The organism is Sinorhizobium americanum (assembly GCF_001651855.1).
In the GTDB taxonomy this organism is placed as follows: domain Bacteria; phylum Pseudomonadota; class Alphaproteobacteria; order Rhizobiales; family Rhizobiaceae; genus Sinorhizobium; species Sinorhizobium americanum.
Genome location: NZ_LNQC01000063.1, coordinates 25,147 through 42,634 on the forward strand (window position 1 = coordinate 25,147; position 17,488 = coordinate 42,634).

19 protein-coding genes and 1 pseudogene are annotated in these 17,488 nt (G+C 62.0%); 6 read left to right on the forward strand and 14 right to left on the reverse strand.

The genetic code is table 11. From position 1 onward, the window contains the following. Positions 1–22 precede the first annotated feature (22 nt). The 6 genes from fba to ATC00_RS18560 are packed head-to-tail and all read left to right on the forward strand — an operon-like array spanning position 23 to position 5,218. The gene (fba, locus tag ATC00_RS18535) at positions 23–1,102 is read left to right on the forward strand and encodes a class II fructose-bisphosphate aldolase (RefSeq protein ID WP_064253894.1); all 1,080 of its coding nucleotides are present in this window, start codon (positions 23–25) and stop codon (positions 1,100–1,102) included. A gap of 31 nt (positions 1,103–1,133) precedes the next feature. Next, on the forward strand, positions 1,134–2,594 hold the full coding sequence (locus tag ATC00_RS18540; RefSeq protein WP_064253895.1) for a form I ribulose bisphosphate carboxylase large subunit: 1,461 nt from the start codon (positions 1,134–1,136) through the stop codon (positions 2,592–2,594). Between the two features lie 31 nt (positions 2,595–2,625). Beyond that, complete coding sequence (locus ATC00_RS18545) at positions 2,626–3,015, forward strand: ribulose bisphosphate carboxylase small subunit (protein ID WP_064253896.1); 390 nt, start codon at positions 2,626–2,628, stop codon at positions 3,013–3,015. Positions 3,016–3,028: 13 nt separating this feature from the next. Next, complete coding sequence (cbbX, locus tag ATC00_RS18550) at positions 3,029–3,964, forward strand: CbbX protein (protein ID WP_037388135.1); 936 nt, start codon at positions 3,029–3,031, stop codon at positions 3,962–3,964. Next, a complete protein-coding gene (gene rpe / locus ATC00_RS18555; RefSeq protein WP_064253897.1) occupies positions 3,961–4,647 on the forward strand; it encodes a ribulose-phosphate 3-epimerase in 687 nt (228 codons plus the stop codon). Before cbbX ends, rpe begins: the two co-directional genes overlap by 4 nt. Before the next feature lie 4 nt (positions 4,648–4,651). Next, the gene (locus tag ATC00_RS18560) at positions 4,652–5,218 is read left to right on the forward strand and encodes a thioredoxin family protein (RefSeq protein WP_064253898.1); all 567 of its coding nucleotides are present in this window, start codon (positions 4,652–4,654) and stop codon (positions 5,216–5,218) included. A 225-nt stretch (positions 5,219–5,443) separates the two neighbouring features. On the opposite strand, the gene gfa is transcribed toward ATC00_RS18560, so the two are convergent. The 14 genes and pseudogenes from gfa to ATC00_RS18625 all read right to left on the reverse strand — a co-directional run bounded on the left by gfa (position 5,444) and on the right by ATC00_RS18625 (position 17,351). After that, complete coding sequence (gfa, locus tag ATC00_RS18565) at positions 5,444–6,013, reverse strand: S-(hydroxymethyl)glutathione synthase (protein ID WP_064253899.1); 570 nt, start codon at positions 6,011–6,013, stop codon at positions 5,444–5,446. A gap of 151 nt (positions 6,014–6,164) precedes the next feature. Continuing rightward, positions 6,165–6,290 (reverse strand): annotated as a pseudogene (locus ATC00_RS33590) (ATP-binding cassette domain-containing protein); the annotation flags it as partial. A gap of 21 nt (positions 6,291–6,311) precedes the next feature. Then, positions 6,312–6,959, reverse strand: a complete 648-nt coding sequence (locus ATC00_RS18570) for an ABC transporter ATP-binding protein (protein WP_064253900.1) — start codon at positions 6,957–6,959, stop codon at positions 6,312–6,314. Then, positions 6,956–7,717, reverse strand: a complete 762-nt coding sequence (locus ATC00_RS18575) for an ABC transporter permease (RefSeq protein WP_064253901.1) — start codon at positions 7,715–7,717, stop codon at positions 6,956–6,958. Before ATC00_RS18575 ends, ATC00_RS18570 begins: the two co-directional genes overlap by 4 nt. Further along, positions 7,710–8,681: an ABC transporter substrate-binding protein gene (locus ATC00_RS18580; RefSeq protein WP_064253902.1), complete on the reverse strand. Its 972-nt coding sequence runs from the start codon at positions 8,679–8,681 to the stop codon at positions 7,710–7,712. The genes ATC00_RS18575 and ATC00_RS18580 overlap by 8 nt, the downstream gene beginning before the upstream one ends. Positions 8,682–8,712: 31 nt before the next feature. Continuing rightward, positions 8,713–9,174 (reverse strand): cupredoxin domain-containing protein, encoded by a 462-nt coding sequence (locus ATC00_RS18585; RefSeq protein WP_082912420.1) that lies wholly within the window; start codon positions 9,172–9,174, stop codon positions 8,713–8,715. 23 nt (positions 9,175–9,197) lie between these two features. Further along, complete coding sequence (locus tag ATC00_RS18590; RefSeq protein WP_037388147.1) at positions 9,198–10,172, reverse strand: YVTN family beta-propeller repeat protein; 975 nt, start codon at positions 10,170–10,172, stop codon at positions 9,198–9,200. Between the two features lies 1 nt (position 10,173). Continuing rightward, a complete protein-coding gene (locus ATC00_RS18595) occupies positions 10,174–11,361 on the reverse strand; it encodes an ABC transporter substrate-binding protein (RefSeq protein WP_064253903.1) in 1,188 nt (395 codons plus the stop codon). A gap of 172 nt (positions 11,362–11,533) precedes the next feature. Next, positions 11,534–12,403, reverse strand: a complete 870-nt coding sequence (locus ATC00_RS18600) for a substrate-binding domain-containing protein (protein ID WP_064253904.1) — start codon at positions 12,401–12,403, stop codon at positions 11,534–11,536. Continuing rightward, positions 12,360–12,896, reverse strand: a complete 537-nt coding sequence (locus ATC00_RS18605; protein WP_064253957.1) for a c-type cytochrome, methanol metabolism-related — start codon at positions 12,894–12,896, stop codon at positions 12,360–12,362. The genes ATC00_RS18600 and ATC00_RS18605 overlap by 44 nt, the downstream gene beginning before the upstream one ends. Positions 12,897–12,971: 75 nt before the next feature. Then, on the reverse strand, positions 12,972–14,777 hold the full coding sequence (xoxF5, locus tag ATC00_RS18610) for a lanthanide-dependent methanol dehydrogenase XoxF5 (protein WP_064253905.1): 1,806 nt from the start codon (positions 14,775–14,777) through the stop codon (positions 12,972–12,974). Positions 14,778–14,956: 179 nt separating this feature from the next. Next, complete coding sequence (locus tag ATC00_RS18615; protein WP_064253906.1) at positions 14,957–15,370, reverse strand: c-type cytochrome; 414 nt, start codon at positions 15,368–15,370, stop codon at positions 14,957–14,959. Between the two features lie 14 nt (positions 15,371–15,384). Beyond that, positions 15,385–16,215 carry an S-formylglutathione hydrolase gene (fghA, locus tag ATC00_RS18620; RefSeq protein ID WP_064253907.1) on the reverse strand — a complete coding sequence of 277 codons (831 nt, stop codon included), beginning with the start codon at positions 16,213–16,215 and terminating at the stop codon, positions 15,385–15,387. Between the two features lie 8 nt (positions 16,216–16,223). Beyond that, complete coding sequence (locus ATC00_RS18625; protein WP_064253908.1) at positions 16,224–17,351, reverse strand: S-(hydroxymethyl)glutathione dehydrogenase/class III alcohol dehydrogenase; 1,128 nt, start codon at positions 17,349–17,351, stop codon at positions 16,224–16,226. Positions 17,352–17,488: the final 137 nt, after the last annotated feature.

Below are 17,488 nucleotides of genomic sequence, written 5' to 3' on the forward strand. Positions count from 1 at the left end.
CAACATCGCAGGAGGTTTGACCATGGCCCGCATCACGCTCCGCCAATTGCTCGATCACGCCGCCGAGCGCATCTATGGCGTGCCGGCATTCAACATCAACAATATGGAACAGGGGCTGGCGATCATGGAAGCGGCACGCGGCTGCGATGCTCCCGTGATCCTACAGGTTTCGCGCGGTGCGCGCTCCTATGCGAACGACATCATGCTCGCCAAGATGATGGAGGCGCTCGAAGCGATGTATCCGGACATCCCTCTCTGCATCCATCAGGATCACGGCAACAACGTCGCGACCTGCCTCACGGCGATCCAGCACGGCTTCACCTCTGTGATGATGGACGGATCGTTGAAGGAGGATGCAAAGACCCCCGCCGACTACGCCTACAACGCCGCGATCACTGCGGAAGTGAGCCGCCTCGCCCACATGGTTGGCGCCTCCGTCGAGGGTGAACTCGGCTGCCTCGGATCGCTCGAAACCGGCCATGGCGAGGCCGAGGATGGGCACGGCTTCGAAGGCGCGCTCGACCGGTCGCAGCTCCTGACCGACCCGGACGAGGCCGCCCGTTTTGTCGCAGAAACCGAGGTCGATGCGCTGGCCGTCGCCATCGGTACATCGCACGGCGCCTATAAGTTTACCCGCAAGCCGACCGGCGACGTGCTCGCCATGGACGTGATCGAAAGGATCCACGATCGGCTGCCGAATACCCACATCGTCATGCACGGTTCCTCCTCAGTGCCGCAGGAATGGCAGGATGTCTTCAATGCCCATGGCGGCGAGATGCGCGAGACCTACGGCGTGCCGGTCGAGGAGATCGTGCGCGGCATTCGCTTCGGCGTCCGCAAGGTGAACATCGATACCGACCTGCGTCTCGCGGCGGCGGCGGCCTTCCGCCGGATCGCCAATACGAGCCGGAGCGAATTCGACCCTCGCAAATTCCTGAAGCCTGCCATGGACGCCATGTCGGCCGTCTGCAAGGCCCGATTCGAGGCCTTCGGTACCGCCGGCAACGCATCCCGCATCAAGGTCGTACCGATTTCGGAGATGGCCCGCCGCTATGCCAGCGGCTCGCTGAAACCCCAGACGGCGCGGTCGCAGGCCGCCTGAGCCCATCGACTAAGAGAGAAGAGGACGTGTCATGAACGCCGATGCAAAGACCGAGATCAAGGGCAGGGAACGCTACAGGGCCGGCGTGCTCAAATATGCGCAGATGGGCTACTGGAACGGCGACTACGAGCCGAAGGAAACTGATCTGATCGCGCTATTTCGGATCACGCCGCAGGACGGTGTCGACCCGATCGAGGCGGCCGCCGCCGTTGCCGGCGAAAGCTCGACAGCGACCTGGACGGTCGTCTGGACCGATCGCCTGACGGCCTGCGAACAATACCGCGCCAAGGCTTACCGGGTCGACCCTGTGCCGGGAACGCCGGGGCAGTATTTCTGCTATGTCGCCTACGATCTTATTCTGTTCGAGGAAGGATCGATCGCTAACCTGACGGCATCGATCATCGGCAACGTCTTCTCGTTCAAGCCGCTGAAGGCGGCAAGGCTCGAGGACATGCGCCTGCCCGTCGCCTATGTGAAGACCTTCAAGGGCCCGCCGACCGGCATCGTTGTCGAACGCGAACGGCTCGACAAGTTCGGCAAGCCGCTCCTCGGCGCCACCACCAAACCGAAGCTTGGGCTTTCGGGAAAGAATTATGGCCGCGTCGTCTATGAGGGACTGAAGGGTGGCCTCGATTTCATGAAGGACGACGAGAACATCAATTCGCAGCCCTTCATGCATTGGCGCGACCGCTACCTCTACTGCATGGAGGCGGTGAACCACGCCTCCGCCGTCACCGGCGAGGTCAAGGGGCATTATCTCAACGTCACCGCCGGCACGATGGAGGAGATGTACCGGCGCGCCGAATTCGCCAAGGAACTCGGTTCGGTGATCGTCATGGTGGATCTCATCGTCGGCTGGACTGCAATCCAGTCGATCTCCGAATGGTGCCGGCAGAATGACATGGTCCTGCACATGCACCGAGCCGGTCACGGCACCTATACGAGGCAGAAGAACCACGGCATCTCCTTCCGCGTCATCGCCAAGTGGCTGCGGCTCGCCGGCGTCGACCACCTTCATGCCGGCACCGCGGTCGGCAAGCTGGAGGGCGACCCGTTGACGGTGCAGGGCTACTACAATGTCTGCCGTGAGATGAAGAACGAGGTAGATCTTCCGCGCGGTCTCTTCTTCGAGCAGGACTGGGCGGATATCAAGAAGGTCATGCCCGTTGCGTCGGGCGGCATTCATGCCGGCCAGATGCACCAGCTGCTGGATCTTTTCGGCGATGACGTCGTGCTGCAGTTCGGCGGCGGCACGATCGGCCATCCGATGGGAATTCAGGCAGGTGCCACCGCAAACCGGGTGGCGCTCGAAGCCATGGTGCTTGCCCGCAACGAGGGCCGCGACATCGCCCATGAAGGCCCCGAAATCCTGCGGGCGGCGGCGAAGTGGTGCAAGCCGCTCGAAGCTGCCCTCGATACCTGGGGCAATATCAGCTTCAACTACACGCCGACCGACAGTTCGGATTTCGTCCCGAGCGTAAGCGTCGCCTGACATATAGCAAGTAGCAAGAAGGAGAGACGACATGCGTATCACCCAGGGATGCTTCTCGTTCCTGCCGGACCTAACCGATGAGCAGATAACCGCGCAGGTGGAGTATTGCCTCGGCAGGGGCTGGGCGATCGGCGTCGAGCATACCAATGACCCCCACCCCCGCAACACCTATTGGGAAATGTGGGGCAACCCGATGTTCGACCTGAGGGACGCCAAGGGCGTGATGATGGAACTGGAGGATTGCCGCAAGGCGCACCCGCAGGACTACATCCGCCTCAATGCCTTCGATTCCAGCCGCGGCCTCGAGACCGTGACGATGTCCTTCATCGTCAACCGACCCGACAACGAACCGGAACTCAGAATGACGCGGGCCGAGAGCCGCGGGCGCGGCCAGCGCTATGCCTGGGAAACGCAGCGGTAGAAGGAGTTGACAGATGCTGATGCCGGACGCGCCATCAAACACCGAAAGCCTGCCGACATCGATTAATCTCGCCGAGGAATACAAGGCCTCCGGCGTCGCCGAAATCCTCGACGAACTGGACCAGGAACTTGTCGGCTTGAAACCCGTGAAGCAACGCATCCGCGAGACGGCAGCCCTGCTGCTCGTCGAGCGGGCTCGCCGTGCCATGGGCCTCAGCCACGAGCCACCGTCACTGCACATGAGCTTCACGGGTAATCCAGGTACCGGCAAGACAACAGTCGCCCTGCGCATGGCCAATCTGCTGCACCGGCTCGGTTATATCCGCAAGGGACATCTGGTGTCGGTGACGCGCGACGATCTGGTCGGGCAATATATCGGTCACACGGCGCCCAAGACCAAGGAGATCCTGAAGAAGGCGATGGGTGGCGTGCTGTTCATCGATGAGGCCTACTATCTCTACCGCCCGGACAACGAGCGCGACTATGGCCAGGAAGCGATCGAGATCCTGCTGCAGGTGATGGAGAACAATCGCGACGATCTTGTGGTCATCCTCGCCGGCTACGCCGACCGCATGGATCGATTTTTCGAGAGCAATCCGGGCTTCCGCTCGCGCATCGCCCACCACATCGATTTTCCAGATTACGATGACGGGGAGCTCCTCTCGATCGCCGAGAGCATGCTGGCCCGCCAGGGCTATCGCTTCGACGCCAGGGCGACGGCGGTGATGGGCGACTACATCACCCGTCGCCGACGCCAGCCGCACTTCGCCAATGCACGCTCGATCCGCAACGCACTCGACCGGGCCCGGCTACGACAGGCGAACCGCCTGTTCGAGGAAAGCGCCGGCCCGGTCGATGCCGAGCAATTGTCGACCATCATGGGCCGCGACATTTCCGCGAGCCGCGTGTTCACAATGGTCGAGCCCAATCATCCGGAGATATCGTCATGAACGGGAAAACCATTATCGCCCCTTCTGTTCTTTCGGCTGATTTCTCACGACTTGGGGATGAAGTCGAGGCCGTCTGCCGGGCGGGCGCCGATTGGATCCATCTCGACGTGATGGACGGGCATTTCGTGCCCAATATCACCTTCGGCCCTCCGGTGATCAAAGCGATCCGCGACCGGACGAAAAAGGTGTTCGACTGCCATCTGATGATCGCGCCGGTGGCCCCGTATATCGGCGCCTTCGCTTGCGCCGGCTGTGACATCATCACCGTGCATGTCGAAGCGACCACCCATCTCGACCGCTCTTTGCAGGCGATCCGCGATGTCGGCTGCAAGGCCGGCGTATCGCTCAATCCTTCAACGCCCGAAAGCGTCATTGAGTATGTTCTGGACCGGCTGGACCTTGTCCTGCTGATGACGGTCAATCCGGGCTTCGGTGGCCAGGCTTTCATCCCGGCGGTCGTCGATAAGGTGCGCCGTGTGAAGTCGATGATCGGCAGGCGCCCCATCCACATCGAGATCGACGGTGGGGTGACACAGGAAACCGCGCCACTCGTCTCGGCAGCCGGCGCGGATGTCCTGGTTGCCGGATCAGCCATATTCAAAGGCGGAAGTGAGGAAGCTTACGCCGAGAACATCGCCGCGATCCGCACCGCCTCCGACGGCGCAATGATGAGGGCAGCTTGAGACCATGGCCGCTTCAGCTCCTGTCTGCGATTTCGGCCGGCCGGCTGTGGATGCCAGGCTTCCTGGCGTCGATGGCACCAGTCATTCCATATTCGAGCAGGCGGGCGGGAAGGGGCTGGTGGTTGCTTTCATCTGCAACCACTGCCCCTATGTGAACGCGGTGATCGCCCGTATCGTGCGGGACGCGACCGAGCTCAAGGCTCACGGCGTCGGCTTCGTGGCAATCAGCGCTAATGACGCCGAGGCCTATCCGGAGGATTCGTTCGACAACATGAAGGTCTTCGCTCGACGAAATGCCCTCGCCTTTCCCTATCTCTATGACGAAGACCAGGCGATTGCCAAAGCCTACGGCGCAGTCTGCACGCCGGACTTCTTCGGCTTCAACAAGGATATGAAGCTGCAATATCGCGGGCGACTCGACGCCTCTCGCAAGGAGATCGGCCCTGCCGATCTGCGACGCGACCTTTACGAGGCCATGGTCATGGTTGCGCTGTTCGGCAAGGGGCCGGCGGAACAGCAGCCCTCGATCGGCTGCGCCATAAAGTGGAAAACACCAGCCTCTCAGCTCTGAACCGAAGCAATGCTGTCGTGCAGCGCCGACCGGCGGACGATCGGCGACGCGGCGGTGGAGGACGCCCCTCGTCGACTTCAAGGTGCATCAGACCCCGCCCGGTGGCATGCCTCCCAGGCCGGGAAGCAACGGGCGGGGTCCGAGGGAGGAGGCTTTTGACCTCTCTGCGGCAGCAGTTCAGGGTGCTTTAGCGGCCGCTACGCGTCTAATTGGATGCGCGGCGAGTCAGGACGGCAGGACGCCAGACTGCTTGGCGACATGGGTGGCGATCGCGTCCATCAGCGCAGGAGATAGGCAATCGTAGGGTTGCAGCCCGAGTTCCGTCAGCCGGGCGCGGATCTCAGGCATCCTTTCCGGGTTGACGCCGCTTTCGATGATCGAAGATACAAAGGCGGCAAATTCCGGCGGCGACCAGCCCGTCTGGTCGCTAAGCTCGGTGTGGACGAAATCCAGACCGTAGAAGGCATGCTTGGTGTTCTCGATCCGGCCATACATGTGCGTCCCGCAATCCCTGCAGGCATAACGCTGGATGGTCGCGCTCTGATCGACGACCTGCAGTTTTTCCGAACCTGAGGCGACGTTCACCTTATCGCGGCTGACAACGGCGATTTGCGAAAAGATTGCCCCTTCCGGCTTCCAGCACTTCGTGCAGCCGCACGCATGGTTGTGCGCCGTCTGCGCGTCGATCGCAACGGTCACCGGATTGGTGGTGCATTTGCATTTCAGCGTGCCACCCAGGAAGCCTGGACTTGCCGGCGGGAAGCCGCTGTCGATGGACGGGTGTAGCTTGAGCATTAGTTCCTCCTATCTTCTGAATGTCTTCAGGTCCTTCCCGAAAGCAGGATCAACGCAAATGCCCTCGGCCGCAACATAGCGGAAAGTGTCGGTTTTCGGCGTTGGACGCTGCGACCAGCGTCCGCTCAGGCCTTCGAGCGCGGCATGGCGCGCCCTGCCTCGTCACGATCAGCCGAGTCACGAGCGCGAACAGTGCCGATTTGCCTGCACCGTGCAGCCCAAGCAGCGCACAGAACCGGCCGGGTTCCACGGTGAAGCTGACATCGTCGAGCGCCATGCGCGATCCGCTGACATGGTCTCAAGCCCGGTCATGATGCACCCCAGAAAACACTGATGCCGATCCTGTCGCCAGTTCGCTGGTAATCGTCGCCGGTCTCCCATGGAGGCGCAGATGGCGTCGGGCCAGCCGCTGCGCCTCGACATCCGAATGGGTCACGAGAATGACGGCAGGGCCGGTCTCCGCGATCAGCATCTCCGTCAGGGCCAGCATTTCCTCGGCGGTGGCCGGATCGAGGGAGACATAGGGCTCGTCCATCACGAGAAGGTCGGGCCGCCCGGCAAAGGCGCGCGCCAGCGCCAGCCGCCGCTGCTGGCCGAGCGAAAGCTGCCCGGGAAATAGCCTGGCCTTGTCGAGGATTCCCACCCGCTCCAGCCCCGAAAGCGCCGCTTCCGAACCGAGCTCCGGATGCACCAATGTGAGGTTCTCGGCGACGCTCCGCCATGGCAGGAGAACGGGTTCCTGGAACACCATGCCGATCTTCTCCGGGCGGCGAATTTTGCCGTCGAAATCGTGATCGATGCCGGCGATCAGCCGCAGCAGTGTCGATTTGCCTATCCCCGATGCGCCGACGATGGCGATGGTCTCGCCGACGTCCACCTCGAACTGGATGTCGCGGAGCACCTCCTCCTCGCCGAATGCCTTTCGCCTGACATCAACCTTGATCACGCCGTCCTCCAGCGCCGCACCCGGCGTTCCGACGGCTGCAGGATCAGCGCTTCGACGAGCAACATCACGCCGATGAAAGAAAGCGCGTAGACCAGCACCATGGCCACGTCGAAAAGCTGGAAATAAAAATGGATCTGGAAGCCGATACCGCTGGAGCGGCCGAGAAACTCGACCACCAATACGATCTTCCAAATCACCGCGATGCCGGAGCGGGCGGCACCGGCAATGAAGGGTGCAAGCTGTGGCAGGATCACGTGGCGCAGCCGCGCCAGCGGCCGCATGCGGTAGACCTCAGCCATCGCCCCGAGGCTCGGATCGAGTGCCCGCGCGCCCTCGCGCAAGATCGTGGCGACATTCGGTACCTTGTTGAGCACGACCGCAAGGATGGCCGCGGCCTCGTTCAGCCCGATCCAGAGATAGCAAAGCACAATGAGCACGAGGGCCGGCAGGTTGAGGAACACGACGAGCCACGGATCGAGCCATTGATCGACGGCGGGAACGCGTCCCATCAGAAAGCCGAGCGCCGCGCCGATGGCCATCGCCGGCACAAAGGCGCAAACCACGCGCCAGAGTGTCATGCCGAGGTGATAAGGTAGGGCGCCGGAGGCAAGGGCTTCCGCAAAGGGTCCCAATAGCATCCACGGCTGAGGCAGGACGGATGCGTCGGCCGTCAGTTCAGCCGCGGCAATCCAGAACGTGAGCAGAAGCCCCAACGACAATGCGCGCGCGACCGCGGGGTGTTGCAGCGTTTTACTCAAGGCGCAGGAACAATCCACTGGGCAGGCTTGTCGCTTTGCCCACGAGCTCCGCTCCGCCAAGCTCTGCCATCAGCCGCAAAAACCGGTCGGCGGCGGCCTCGTCAATCGGCTTGCCGCTCGGAATACCGGCGCGATAGCCGTCGCGCAACGCAATGAATTCGGCGTCGTCTCCAGCATTCATCTTGCCGCGCAAGCCGTCCCACACCTCATCATTGTCGCGCAGCAGATCCTTGGCCGCGCGCGATGACTTGTAAAGCCCCTTCACGATGTCCGGATGGGCTGTGGCATACTCGCCCTTCAACACATAGCCAAGCAGCGGCGTGTCGGGGTCGAGCTTGAGCGCCGCTGCGGCATCGGCGACAGAGATCACCTCGCGCATGCCCTTCGCCTTCATCTTCGCCAGGAAGTGCCAGAAATTGATTGTTCCCGCCGTCTCCTCGGAAAAGGCCGACTTGAAGATCAGCGGCGGCGCTGCGAACACCTGCTCGGTTTCGGCGGCGAGATCCATGCCATGTTGCTGCTTGGCATAGGCGCGCAGGATCAGCCAGCTCTTGTCGAGCGGCCCGCCGGCAATGCCGATCTTCTTGCCGGCTAGGTCCGGCAGCGTCTTGATGCCGCTGTCGTCCTTGACCACCAGCCCGCCGACCGCCCGCGAATAGGGGATGAAAACGTAATCCTTGCCGGCGGCACGCTGGTTGGCAACCCATATCCAGTCGGCGACCATGGTGTCGGCCTCGCCGCCCTCGAAAGCGACGCGCGTCGCCCCGTTATCCGCATAGTCATGGACCTCGAGCTCGAAGCCGTTCTTGCGATCGAACTCGTGGGTCTTGATGGTGGAGATTTCCCAGTTGACGGTGCCAGAGGCGAGCATCGCTGCCCGCAATTGCGGCAGATCCTCGGCCATGGCAGCCGCCGGCGCGAGCGCAAAAAGGCACGCGGTCAGAAACTGTTTCAAGGCGTTCATTGTCTCCCCCCAACTGACATCCCCGGCCACCTCACTCAATGGAAATCTGCACCTTCTGGCTGTCGCTCTTGGTGTCTGGAATCTTTATCTCATAACTGCCGGGCTTGATGGCGACAAATGACAGCGTCGCCGTGCCCGCCTCGTCGAATTCGAGGCTGTCGATCGCCATGGGGCGCACTTCAACGCCGTTGACGACGATCTCGTTCATCCAGATCGCGCGAAAGAACGGCGCACCGGTTAATGCCAGCTCCGCCGATCCGTCCGCGGTGATGCGCATTTCATAATAGGCGCCGGACTGTAGCGCGACGGCACCCTTGCCGAGCGGCTTGCCTGAACTGAGCGTAATCTCGATAGGTTCGCCCCGGTTGCATTTGGCGAGGAGCCCTGCAAAGGCGAGCTCGCCGCAAAGCGGCGCGGCAACGGCAGGGATTGTTGCAAAGAGCGCGGCCAGCACCGCGAGGATCAGTCTATGCACGATGAAAATCCTCCCCATGTGTCCTATTGCACCGGCCCCGCTCAATTCGGAGCGACCACCACTCCCCAGGGCTGCTCTCCGACTTGAACCGAGCGGATCACCGTTTCCTCTTTGACATCGACAATGCTGACATCGTTGGAATTGCCATTCGTGGTGATCAGGAATTCTTCGCCCGGGGTGAACGCCATCTGCCAGACGCGTTGCCCGACAAGCAGGTAGTCGAGAACCTCGTCCGTTGCGGCGTCGATCACCGCGACCCGGTTGGCCGGACCGAGCGCGACGAAAACGCGGGAGCCGTCCCTGGTCGCCTTGACGCCCACCGGCTGCAACCATTCCGGCAGAATGCCCGGCACGGCAAAGCCGATTTTCTTGGCAATTGCCGGTTCGGGCGCCGTCAGGTCGATCACCGAAACGGTGCCGCCGATTTCAGAGCTGACGTAAAGCTTCTTTCCGTCGGCTGTGAATTCGGCATAGCGCGGGCGCTGGTCCACCCGCACGTTGTGCACGATCTGGTAGGTGGAGGCATCGATGAAATGCGCCATATTGGTGGTTTCGGAGGTATTGATGATGGTCTTGGCGTCTGGGCTTACCGCGACGCCTTCCGGCTCGACGCCGACGGGGACTTCGGCCAGAACCTGGCGCGTCTTGACATCGACCACGGTCACCAGATTGTCGTCCTCATTCGCGACGTAGAGCGGATTGCCGGAAGGGTCGAGAGCGAAAAGCTCGGGATCAGGGCCTGACGGCAACGTATGCAGCTCCTTGTAGGTCTCGGGATCGAACACCCGAACGGTATCGTCGTCCGAAGCGCAGACATAGAGCTCCTTGCCATCTGGGCTGATCGTGATGCCGCGCGGCCTGTTGCCGGCCGGGAAGGTGGCGATCACCTCCCAACTTTCGCTGTCGAGCACCGTCACGTTGTTGCTGCGCTCATTGGTCACGAACACCTTGTTCGCCGCGGCAGGGTCGGCGAACATCAAAACTGCCGGCAGAAGCACCAGTGCGGATCTCAGCATCCTATCCTCCAAAGGCCTGGCAAGCGGTTTCAGGTGCATCGGTTCCCAGCGTGTCGAGCGGCGAATGCTGGTGCAGATAGCCGTCCTGGGGCGAAATCGACACCGTCACCCGACCGTCGGTCAAAAGGATCGGCTGGCGCAGTTGCCCGTTCCAGGCGCGGAAGGTCAACTTCTGGCCCTTGAACGCCGCCAGCTCGAAATCAGCCGAAAGCGCATAGGCCCTGACCGACACCGGATCGGCCTTGCCTGACTGCGTCACCGCCTCGCCGATCACGCGCATGGCAAGCCAGGCCTGGTAATCCTCCTCGCGCATGTTGCGCCCGCTCAGTTTTTCAAAGCGGCGTTGAAACTGCGTCGCGCCCCAGGCTTCATGCGCGGCATGCCAGGACACCGGGCGCAGGCCCGAAGATCCTGCAACGGGCCTCGCTTCCCAGGAATGATAAGGCAGGTAGGGTGCGAAGACGCCGGCCTCGTCGGCTGCGATGATCACGTCGTAGTCCTCGGCATCCTGGGTGAATACGGGGATCTGTTTTTGCACCATGACGTGGCCGGTATCAGTGCGCCGGGCGCCGCCGGTATCGACGAATTCGCGCTCCTCGACGATGGTCGCGCCGAATTTGGTGGCTGATTTCCGATAGCTTTCGGCCAGGAGACCATCTTGCGGATGCGAGCCGTGTATCAGCAGGATACGCGACCATTTCTTCCACATGAGGAACTGGACAACACTGTCGGCGAGCATAGAGCGGCTCGGCGCGACATGAAGGACATTGGCCCTGCAGTCGGCATCGCGCAGCGCCTCATCGCGAGCACCGGCATTCAAGAGCAGCACATCAGGTCCCGCCCGGTCCGACAGTGCCTTGAGGATGTCGCCTTCAGCGATCACCGTGATCAGACCGAAGCCTTCGGCCTTCAGCGCATCGAAGGCTGCTGCCGCGTTCTCCGGCGAAACCGCCTCCGTTTTCAGCGTATAGCCCATGCCGGTGAATGCGCCGGTCGTCCGATTGTCCTCATTCCCCAGCATGCCGCCGGCAAAACCCAGATCGGCAGGCGGCGCATCAAGGCGAGAGATCGGCGGCCCGGCGACACGGTCGACCCGCAATATGGCCGTCCTTACCTCGGCCGCCCGCGAAGGCAACGAGACAAGCATCGCCATGCAAAATGCAGCGAGCACAAGCGATAGGTTAGGCATTGCCGGAATGAACTCCCGATCTTCCTGACACTTTCTCGAGGAGGAGACTAACAGCGCGATTTGTGTCGCAAAACCGATACTTAAGGAGCGTAATTTAGCGAAACGGCAGCGCTCAACCGCTTAGCCCGCCGGCTCCTCGGCAGTCTCTGCCGGAAAGACTGCCGCAGGCGGATCAATCCGTCGGCTCGAGCGGCCCCGTTCCCATGTCGTTCAGAAGCGGCACGCCCGCATTCGCAAGGATGGCGTTGATCTCGGGCTGGTTGCGACGAATGAGCGAATTCAGCTTGCCCTCCCAGACCTTTTCGCCCTGCCGAACGCCCATGGTGATGCGGTAGAAGAGTTTGGGCGGTGCAGATTCCGACAAGAGCGGTGTCACCTTCATATCCGGATGGCTCGCCTTGACCAGCGGTGCACCGATAGGTCCCCAGAGGATGGCAGCGTCAATTGCACCGGCCTTAAGGTCTGCGAGCATCTCATCGGCTGGATCCTCGTGACGCCGATCGACCATCAGATGATAGCCCTTCGCCTTGGGCAGCAGTTCGTTTCTCGCCATATGGGTCGCCGGCGGCGTTCCCGCGACGATGCCGATCCGCTTGTCCTTGAGACGGGGATCGGACAGCGTCTTGACGCCTGCCAGCGGACCGGCCGACGCCACGACCAAGACATAGGCCGAGGTATAGTAGTGGTTGGTGTTCAGCACCAGTTCGTCGCCTTGGGCGTAGCCAATGACCACATCGCAGGCATTGGCCTGCAGCGTCTTTCGAATAAAGCCGGTCGCCATTGGGAACCAGGAATATTCCAGCGGCAGCCCGAGCTTGGACGCTATCAGCTCGGCAATCTTGTTCTCGAATCCCGTACCTGAGCGATCCGACATCGGCAGATTGGCAGGATCGGCACAGACCCGAAAGGCCCGCTTCGCGACGAGGTCGGACGTCTGAGCCGCAGCCGGCGCCGCGCCGGCAAACATCGACAGGAAGACGCCGGCGGCAGCGGCCAAGCTAGTTGTTGCCGAGGCAAGAGTTTTCAGCATCGCGGATCGCATCCGATTTCGGCTCCTTCTTGGCCGGGCGCCCCCTCGGCAGCGCGTCGGCTCCGCGGGCCTTCAGATACACATAGATGTCATCGAGATAGCACATCACGTTGACGTTCTCGCCAAACGCGGGCATCACCGAGTGCTCGGCAACGTTCACCTTCTTGCGTCCGTTCGTGACCACATCGATGAAGGCGTAGTAGTCCAGTGCTATCGCCGACTTCTTCAAGGCCGGGGCATAGCTCGAGCCCTCGCCCTCCGGACCATGACAGACATGACATTCCGCATGATAGCGGCGAAAGCCCGAATAGGTCAGCCAGTCGACCGTGCCGTCCTCGGCGATTTTGAAGGTGGGAACGTCGTCGGCGGTGTAGTAACGACCGTCTTCGTCGCGGACGGCGGTGATATTGTCCTTTGGCGCCTGCGCGTCTTGTGCGCCCGCGGCGCCGGCCAGAAGCGTCAACACGGCAAGAGTCATCGGTACGGCAGGTGTTATCTTGGTCATCTTGCGTCCTTTTAGGCGGAGAACGAACGGGCGCGGGTTCAGCGACCCGCGCCCGTTCATGGGCGAATTTGCCGGTTAATCTGGCAGCTTGAAAACGGTGAGCGTGCCGCCGAGCGCGGTGTAGTTGCTGAGGGCGGAATAGCCCCCCACCGCGCCGAGACCTTCAGTCGGATTGGTCAGGCCGGCCGCCAGACCGATGCCGGCCCAGCCGCCGACACCCGAGAGCACCGCCACATACTGCTTGCCGCCATGGGCATAGGTCATCACGTTGCCAATTACGCCGGATGCCGTCTTGAACCGATAGAGCTCCTTGCCCGTCGTGGCATCGACGGCTTTAAGGTAGCCCTCGAGCGTTCCATAGAAGACCACGTCACCGGCTGTTGCGAGAGCACCCGACCAGACGGAGAACGGCTCCGGCAGGGACCACTTGATCTTGCCTTCCTTGTTGTCCCAGGCAATGAAATTGCCCATGCCACCATGGCTATCCTTAGGCGGGTACATCGACAGCGTCGCGCCGACATAAGGCTGGCCGGCCGTATAGCTTACCCGGAACGGCTCGTAGTCCATGCAGACGTGGTTGGTTGGCACATAGAACAGCTCGGTCTTCGGCGAATAGGCCGCAGGCTGCTGATCCTTGGTGCCCAGCGCCGCCGGGCAGACGCCGGTCGTGTTCGTGTCCTCGCCGTTCTGCTCGGTGGAATACTGGGCCACGACCTCCGGCCGGCCGTATTTCTCCGATTTCGGATCCATATCCACTTTGGTCGCCCAGTTGACGACGGGATCGTACTTCTCCGCAACCAGGAGCTCGCCGGTTACGCGGTCCATCGTATAGCCGAAGCCGTTGCGGTCGAAATGGGTCAGCAGCTTGCGATCCTGGCCGTCGATCTGCTGGTTGGTCAGGATCATCTCGTTGACGCCGTCATAATCCCATTCGTCATGCGGCGTCATCTGGTAGACCCATTTGGCCATGCCGGTATCGACGTCGCGCGCAAAGACCGTCATCGACCAGCGGTTGTCGCCGGGCCGCTGGGTGGGGTTCCAGGTCGAAGGATTGCCGGATCCGTAATACATCAGGTTCAGTTCCGGATCGTAGGCATACCAGCCCCAGGTCGTGCCGCCACCGATCTTCCACTGATCACCCTCCCAGGTGGTGAGGCCCGAATCCTTGCCGACGGGTTTGCCCAAATGGGTGGTCTTTTCAGGGTCCATCAGCGTGTCGCTGTCCGGGCCCATGGAATAACCGCGCCACAGGAGCTTGCCGTCGGCCATCGAATAGGCCGTCACGTGCCCGCGGACGCCGAACTCGCCGCCTGATATGCCGACGAGAACCTTGTCCTTCACCGGCATGACGGTCGCGGTGTTGGTCTCGCCCTTGGAAGCATCGCCGTTCTTGACGCTCCAGAGCACCTTGCCGGTCTTGGCGTCGAGCGCCACGACCGTCGTGTCGGCCTGGTGCAGGAAGATCTTGTTATCCGCATAGGCCACGCCGCGATTGACCGTATCGCAACACATCACGGGAATGACGTTCGGATCCTGTTTCGGCTCGTATTTCCAGGCGATCTGGCCATCCTTGCTGAGATCCAGCGCATAGACCGTGTTCGGGAACGGCGTGTGAACATACATCATGTCGCCAACGACCAGCGGCGCACCTTCATGACCGCGCAGAATGCCGGTCGAGAAATTCCACGCCACCTGCAGTTTGCCGACATTGTCCTTGTTGATCTGGTCGAGCTTGGAGTAGCGCAGGTTGGCATAGTCGCCGGTTTGGATGGCCCATTGATTGGGGTCGTCGATGAGCTTCTGCAATTCCGAGTTGGCGAGAGCGATCTGCGCGCCGCCGCCTATCGACACCAAGGCAAGCATTGTAAGAAGTCGTTTCATTTCATCCTCCTCTTGGGTGCTGCCGATCAGGGCCGTTCAAACCTCTCGCCCCGGGAAAACCTTTCGGTCTCCTCAACTCCCGGTGTCGGCTTGCGATGCTGCTCCCCCTGCTGCTGGCAATTCATGAGCTTCCGGGGGCATCTTCCTCCTGCTTCCGTTTCGGCTCCTCCTTTTCACCGTTAGGGATACTTCGCCAAGTATGCGATTAGATCGGCGCGCTCCTGATCCTTGCGCAAGCCCGCAAAGGTCATCTTGGTACCTGGCAGGAACGCCTTAGGGTTTGTCAGGAATTCGCCGAGCTTGTCCGGCGTCCAAGTCAGCCCGGCCTCGGCCTCCTTGCTCATCGCGGCAGAATAGGAAAAGCCGTCGACCTTGCCGGCTGGCCGTCCGATAACGCCGGTGAGCATAGGGCCTGTCTTCGATTTGGCATCCGGACCGATCGCGTGACAGGCCTGACACTTGCGAAACACTTTTTCGCCCGCCGCCGGATCGCCTTGAGCGGGATCGAGTGCGAGTGCAGGCGCGGTCGCGCCTGCATAAATCGCGCCGAACACGGCAATAGCGGTCAATGCGGCACCAAGTCTTGAAGCCATACCTTCCTTCTCCCTTACGCGGCGTTCAGCCGCTCTGCATGCCAGCGCACGTGGTCTTCGCCAAAGCTCGCCACGAAGTAGTAGCTATGATCGTATCCGGCTTGCAGCCGCACGACGCCGGCCTGCCGGCGCTCCGCCAGCAGCCGGGCCATCGCCTCGGGTTGCAGCTCCGCCAGGAACTGATCCGCCGCGCCCTGATCGATGAGGATGTCGCCACGCCAGCCGAGTTCACTCAACAGCAGGCAGGCGTCGTAGTTGCCCCAATTGGCTTCATCGTCACCGAGATAGGCCGAGAACTGCTTACGGCCCCAATTGGACCGGGTCGGATTGACGATCGGTGCGAAAGCGGAAACCGAGCGGAACTTTTCCGGATTGCGAAAGGCGATCGTCAGCGCACCGTGGCCGCCCATCGAATGACCGGTGATGCCGCTGACCCCATTGAGCGGTAAGTGCTCCTCAAGCAAGGCGGGTAATTCCGTGACAATGTAGTCGTACATCTGGTAGTGCCGTGCCCAGGGCTTCTGCGTCGCGTTGACGTAGAACCCCGCACCCTGACCGAGGTCGTAGGCCTCGTCGTCGGCGACCCCTTCGCCGCGCGGCGACGTATCGGGGAAAGCCAGCGCCAGCCCCTCTTGCGCCGCGTGGCGCTGCAGGCCCGCCTTGATCATGGCGTTCTCATGCGTACAGGTGAGCCCCGAGAGATACCACAGAAGCGGCACCGGGCGCGTTCGCGCCTGCGGTGGCAGATAGAGGCCGAAGGTCATCTCGACGCCGCAGACGTCGGACGCGTGCCGGTAGACCGACTGCGTCCCGCCGAAACATTGATTTTGCGTTACGAGTTCCATCTTCACGCTCAATAGACGACCACGCTTCGGATGCTTGTCCCCGAATGCATCAGTTCGAAGCCCCTGTTGATGTCGTCGAGCGGCAGGGTGTGGGTGATCATCGGGTCGATCTCGATCTTGCCTTCCATGTACCAGTCGACGATCTTCGGTACGTCGGTGCGGCCGCGGGCGCCGCCAAAGGCGGTCCCCATCCATTGGCGGCCGGTGACCAACTGGAACGGCCGCGTGGCAATCTCCTGGCCGGCGCCGGCGACGCCGATCACCACCGACTTGCCCCAGCCGCGATGCGAAGCCTCCAGCGCCTGGCGCATCACCTTCACATTGCCGGTGCAGTCGAAGGTATAGTCGGCGCCGCCGATCTGGTCGGCGCCGCGCTTCGTCATGTTGACCAGATAAGCGACGATGTCGCCGTCGATCTCGGTCGGGTTGACGAAGTGGGTCATGCCGAACTTCTCGCCCCAGACCTTCTTGTCGTTGTTCAGATCGACGCCGATGATCATGTCGGCGCCGGCAAGCCTTAAGCCCTGGATGACGTTGAGGCCGATGCCGCCGAGACCGAAGACGACGGCGGTGGCGCCCATCTCGACCTTGGCGGTGTTGATCACCGCGCCGATGCCGGTGGTGACGCCGCAGCCGATGTAGCAGATCTTGTCAAACGGCGCGTCCGGATTGACCTTGGCGACGGCGATCTCCGGCAGCACGGTGAAGTTGGCGAAGGTCGAGCAGCCCATATAGTGGTGGATCTTGTCCTTGCCGATCGAAAACCGCGAGGTGCCGTCCGGCATGACGCCTTGCCCCTGGGTGGCGCGGATGGCGGTGCACAGATTGGTCTTGCGGCTGAGGCAGGACGGGCAGGCGCGGCATTCCGGCGTATAGAGCGGAATGACGTGGTCGCCCTTCTTCACGCTGGTGACGCCGGGGCCGACATCGACGACGATGCCGGCGCCCTCATGGCCGAGGATCGCCGGAAACAGCCCTTCCGGGTCGGCGCCCGACAGGGTGAAATCGTCGGTGTGGCAGATGCCGGTGGCCTTGACCTCGATCAGCACCTCGCCGGCCCGCGGGCCTTCGAGCTCGACTTCAGTCACAACAAGGGGTTTTCCGGCTTCAACAGCCAGAGCAGCGCGTGTGCGCATGAATGCCTCCGAGTAACGGCGTTATGTCAGGCGGCCAGCGGGCCTTGTGAGCAGATTACAGACGGACCAAAGCGCAAAGACAATTGCGACCTTAGTGTGTAAAACGCGACCTTTGGCTTCTCCCGTGGTCACCCTAT

Bases quoted from the DNA above. Each gene is read 5' to 3' on its own strand.
- fba (WP_064253894.1), top strand. From the start codon at position 23: ATGGCCCGCATCACGCTCCGCCAATTGCTCGATCACGCCGCCGAGCGC.
- ATC00_RS18540 (WP_064253895.1), top strand. From the start codon at position 1,134: ATGAACGCCGATGCAAAGACCGAGATCAAGGGCAGGGAACGCTACAGG.
- ATC00_RS18545 (WP_064253896.1), top strand. From the start codon at position 2,626: ATGCGTATCACCCAGGGATGCTTCTCGTTCCTGCCGGACCTAACCGAT.
- cbbX (WP_037388135.1), top strand. From the start codon at position 3,029: ATGCTGATGCCGGACGCGCCATCAAACACCGAAAGCCTGCCGACATCG.
- rpe (WP_064253897.1), top strand. From the start codon at position 3,961: ATGAACGGGAAAACCATTATCGCCCCTTCTGTTCTTTCGGCTGATTTC.
- ATC00_RS18560 (WP_064253898.1), top strand. From the start codon at position 4,652: ATGGCCGCTTCAGCTCCTGTCTGCGATTTCGGCCGGCCGGCTGTGGAT.
- gfa (WP_064253899.1), bottom strand. From the start codon at position 6,013: ATGCTCAAGCTACACCCGTCCATCGACAGCGGCTTCCCGCCGGCAAGT.
- ATC00_RS18580 (WP_064253902.1), bottom strand. From the start codon at position 8,681: ATGAACGCCTTGAAACAGTTTCTGACCGCGTGCCTTTTTGCGCTCGCG.
- ATC00_RS18585 (WP_082912420.1), bottom strand. From the start codon at position 9,174: ATGGGGAGGATTTTCATCGTGCATAGACTGATCCTCGCGGTGCTGGCC.
- ATC00_RS18590 (WP_037388147.1), bottom strand. From the start codon at position 10,172: ATGCTGAGATCCGCACTGGTGCTTCTGCCGGCAGTTTTGATGTTCGCC.
- ATC00_RS18595 (WP_064253903.1), bottom strand. From the start codon at position 11,361: ATGCCTAACCTATCGCTTGTGCTCGCTGCATTTTGCATGGCGATGCTT.
- ATC00_RS18600 (WP_064253904.1), bottom strand. From the start codon at position 12,403: ATGCGATCCGCGATGCTGAAAACTCTTGCCTCGGCAACAACTAGCTTG.
- ATC00_RS18605 (WP_064253957.1), bottom strand. From the start codon at position 12,896: ATGACCAAGATAACACCTGCCGTACCGATGACTCTTGCCGTGTTGACG.
- xoxF5 (WP_064253905.1), bottom strand. From the start codon at position 14,777: ATGAAACGACTTCTTACAATGCTTGCCTTGGTGTCGATAGGCGGCGGC.
- ATC00_RS18615 (WP_064253906.1), bottom strand. From the start codon at position 15,370: ATGGCTTCAAGACTTGGTGCCGCATTGACCGCTATTGCCGTGTTCGGC.
- fghA (WP_064253907.1), bottom strand. From the start codon at position 16,215: ATGGAACTCGTAACGCAAAATCAATGTTTCGGCGGGACGCAGTCGGTC.
- ATC00_RS18625 (WP_064253908.1), bottom strand. From the start codon at position 17,351: ATGCGCACACGCGCTGCTCTGGCTGTTGAAGCCGGAAAACCCCTTGTT.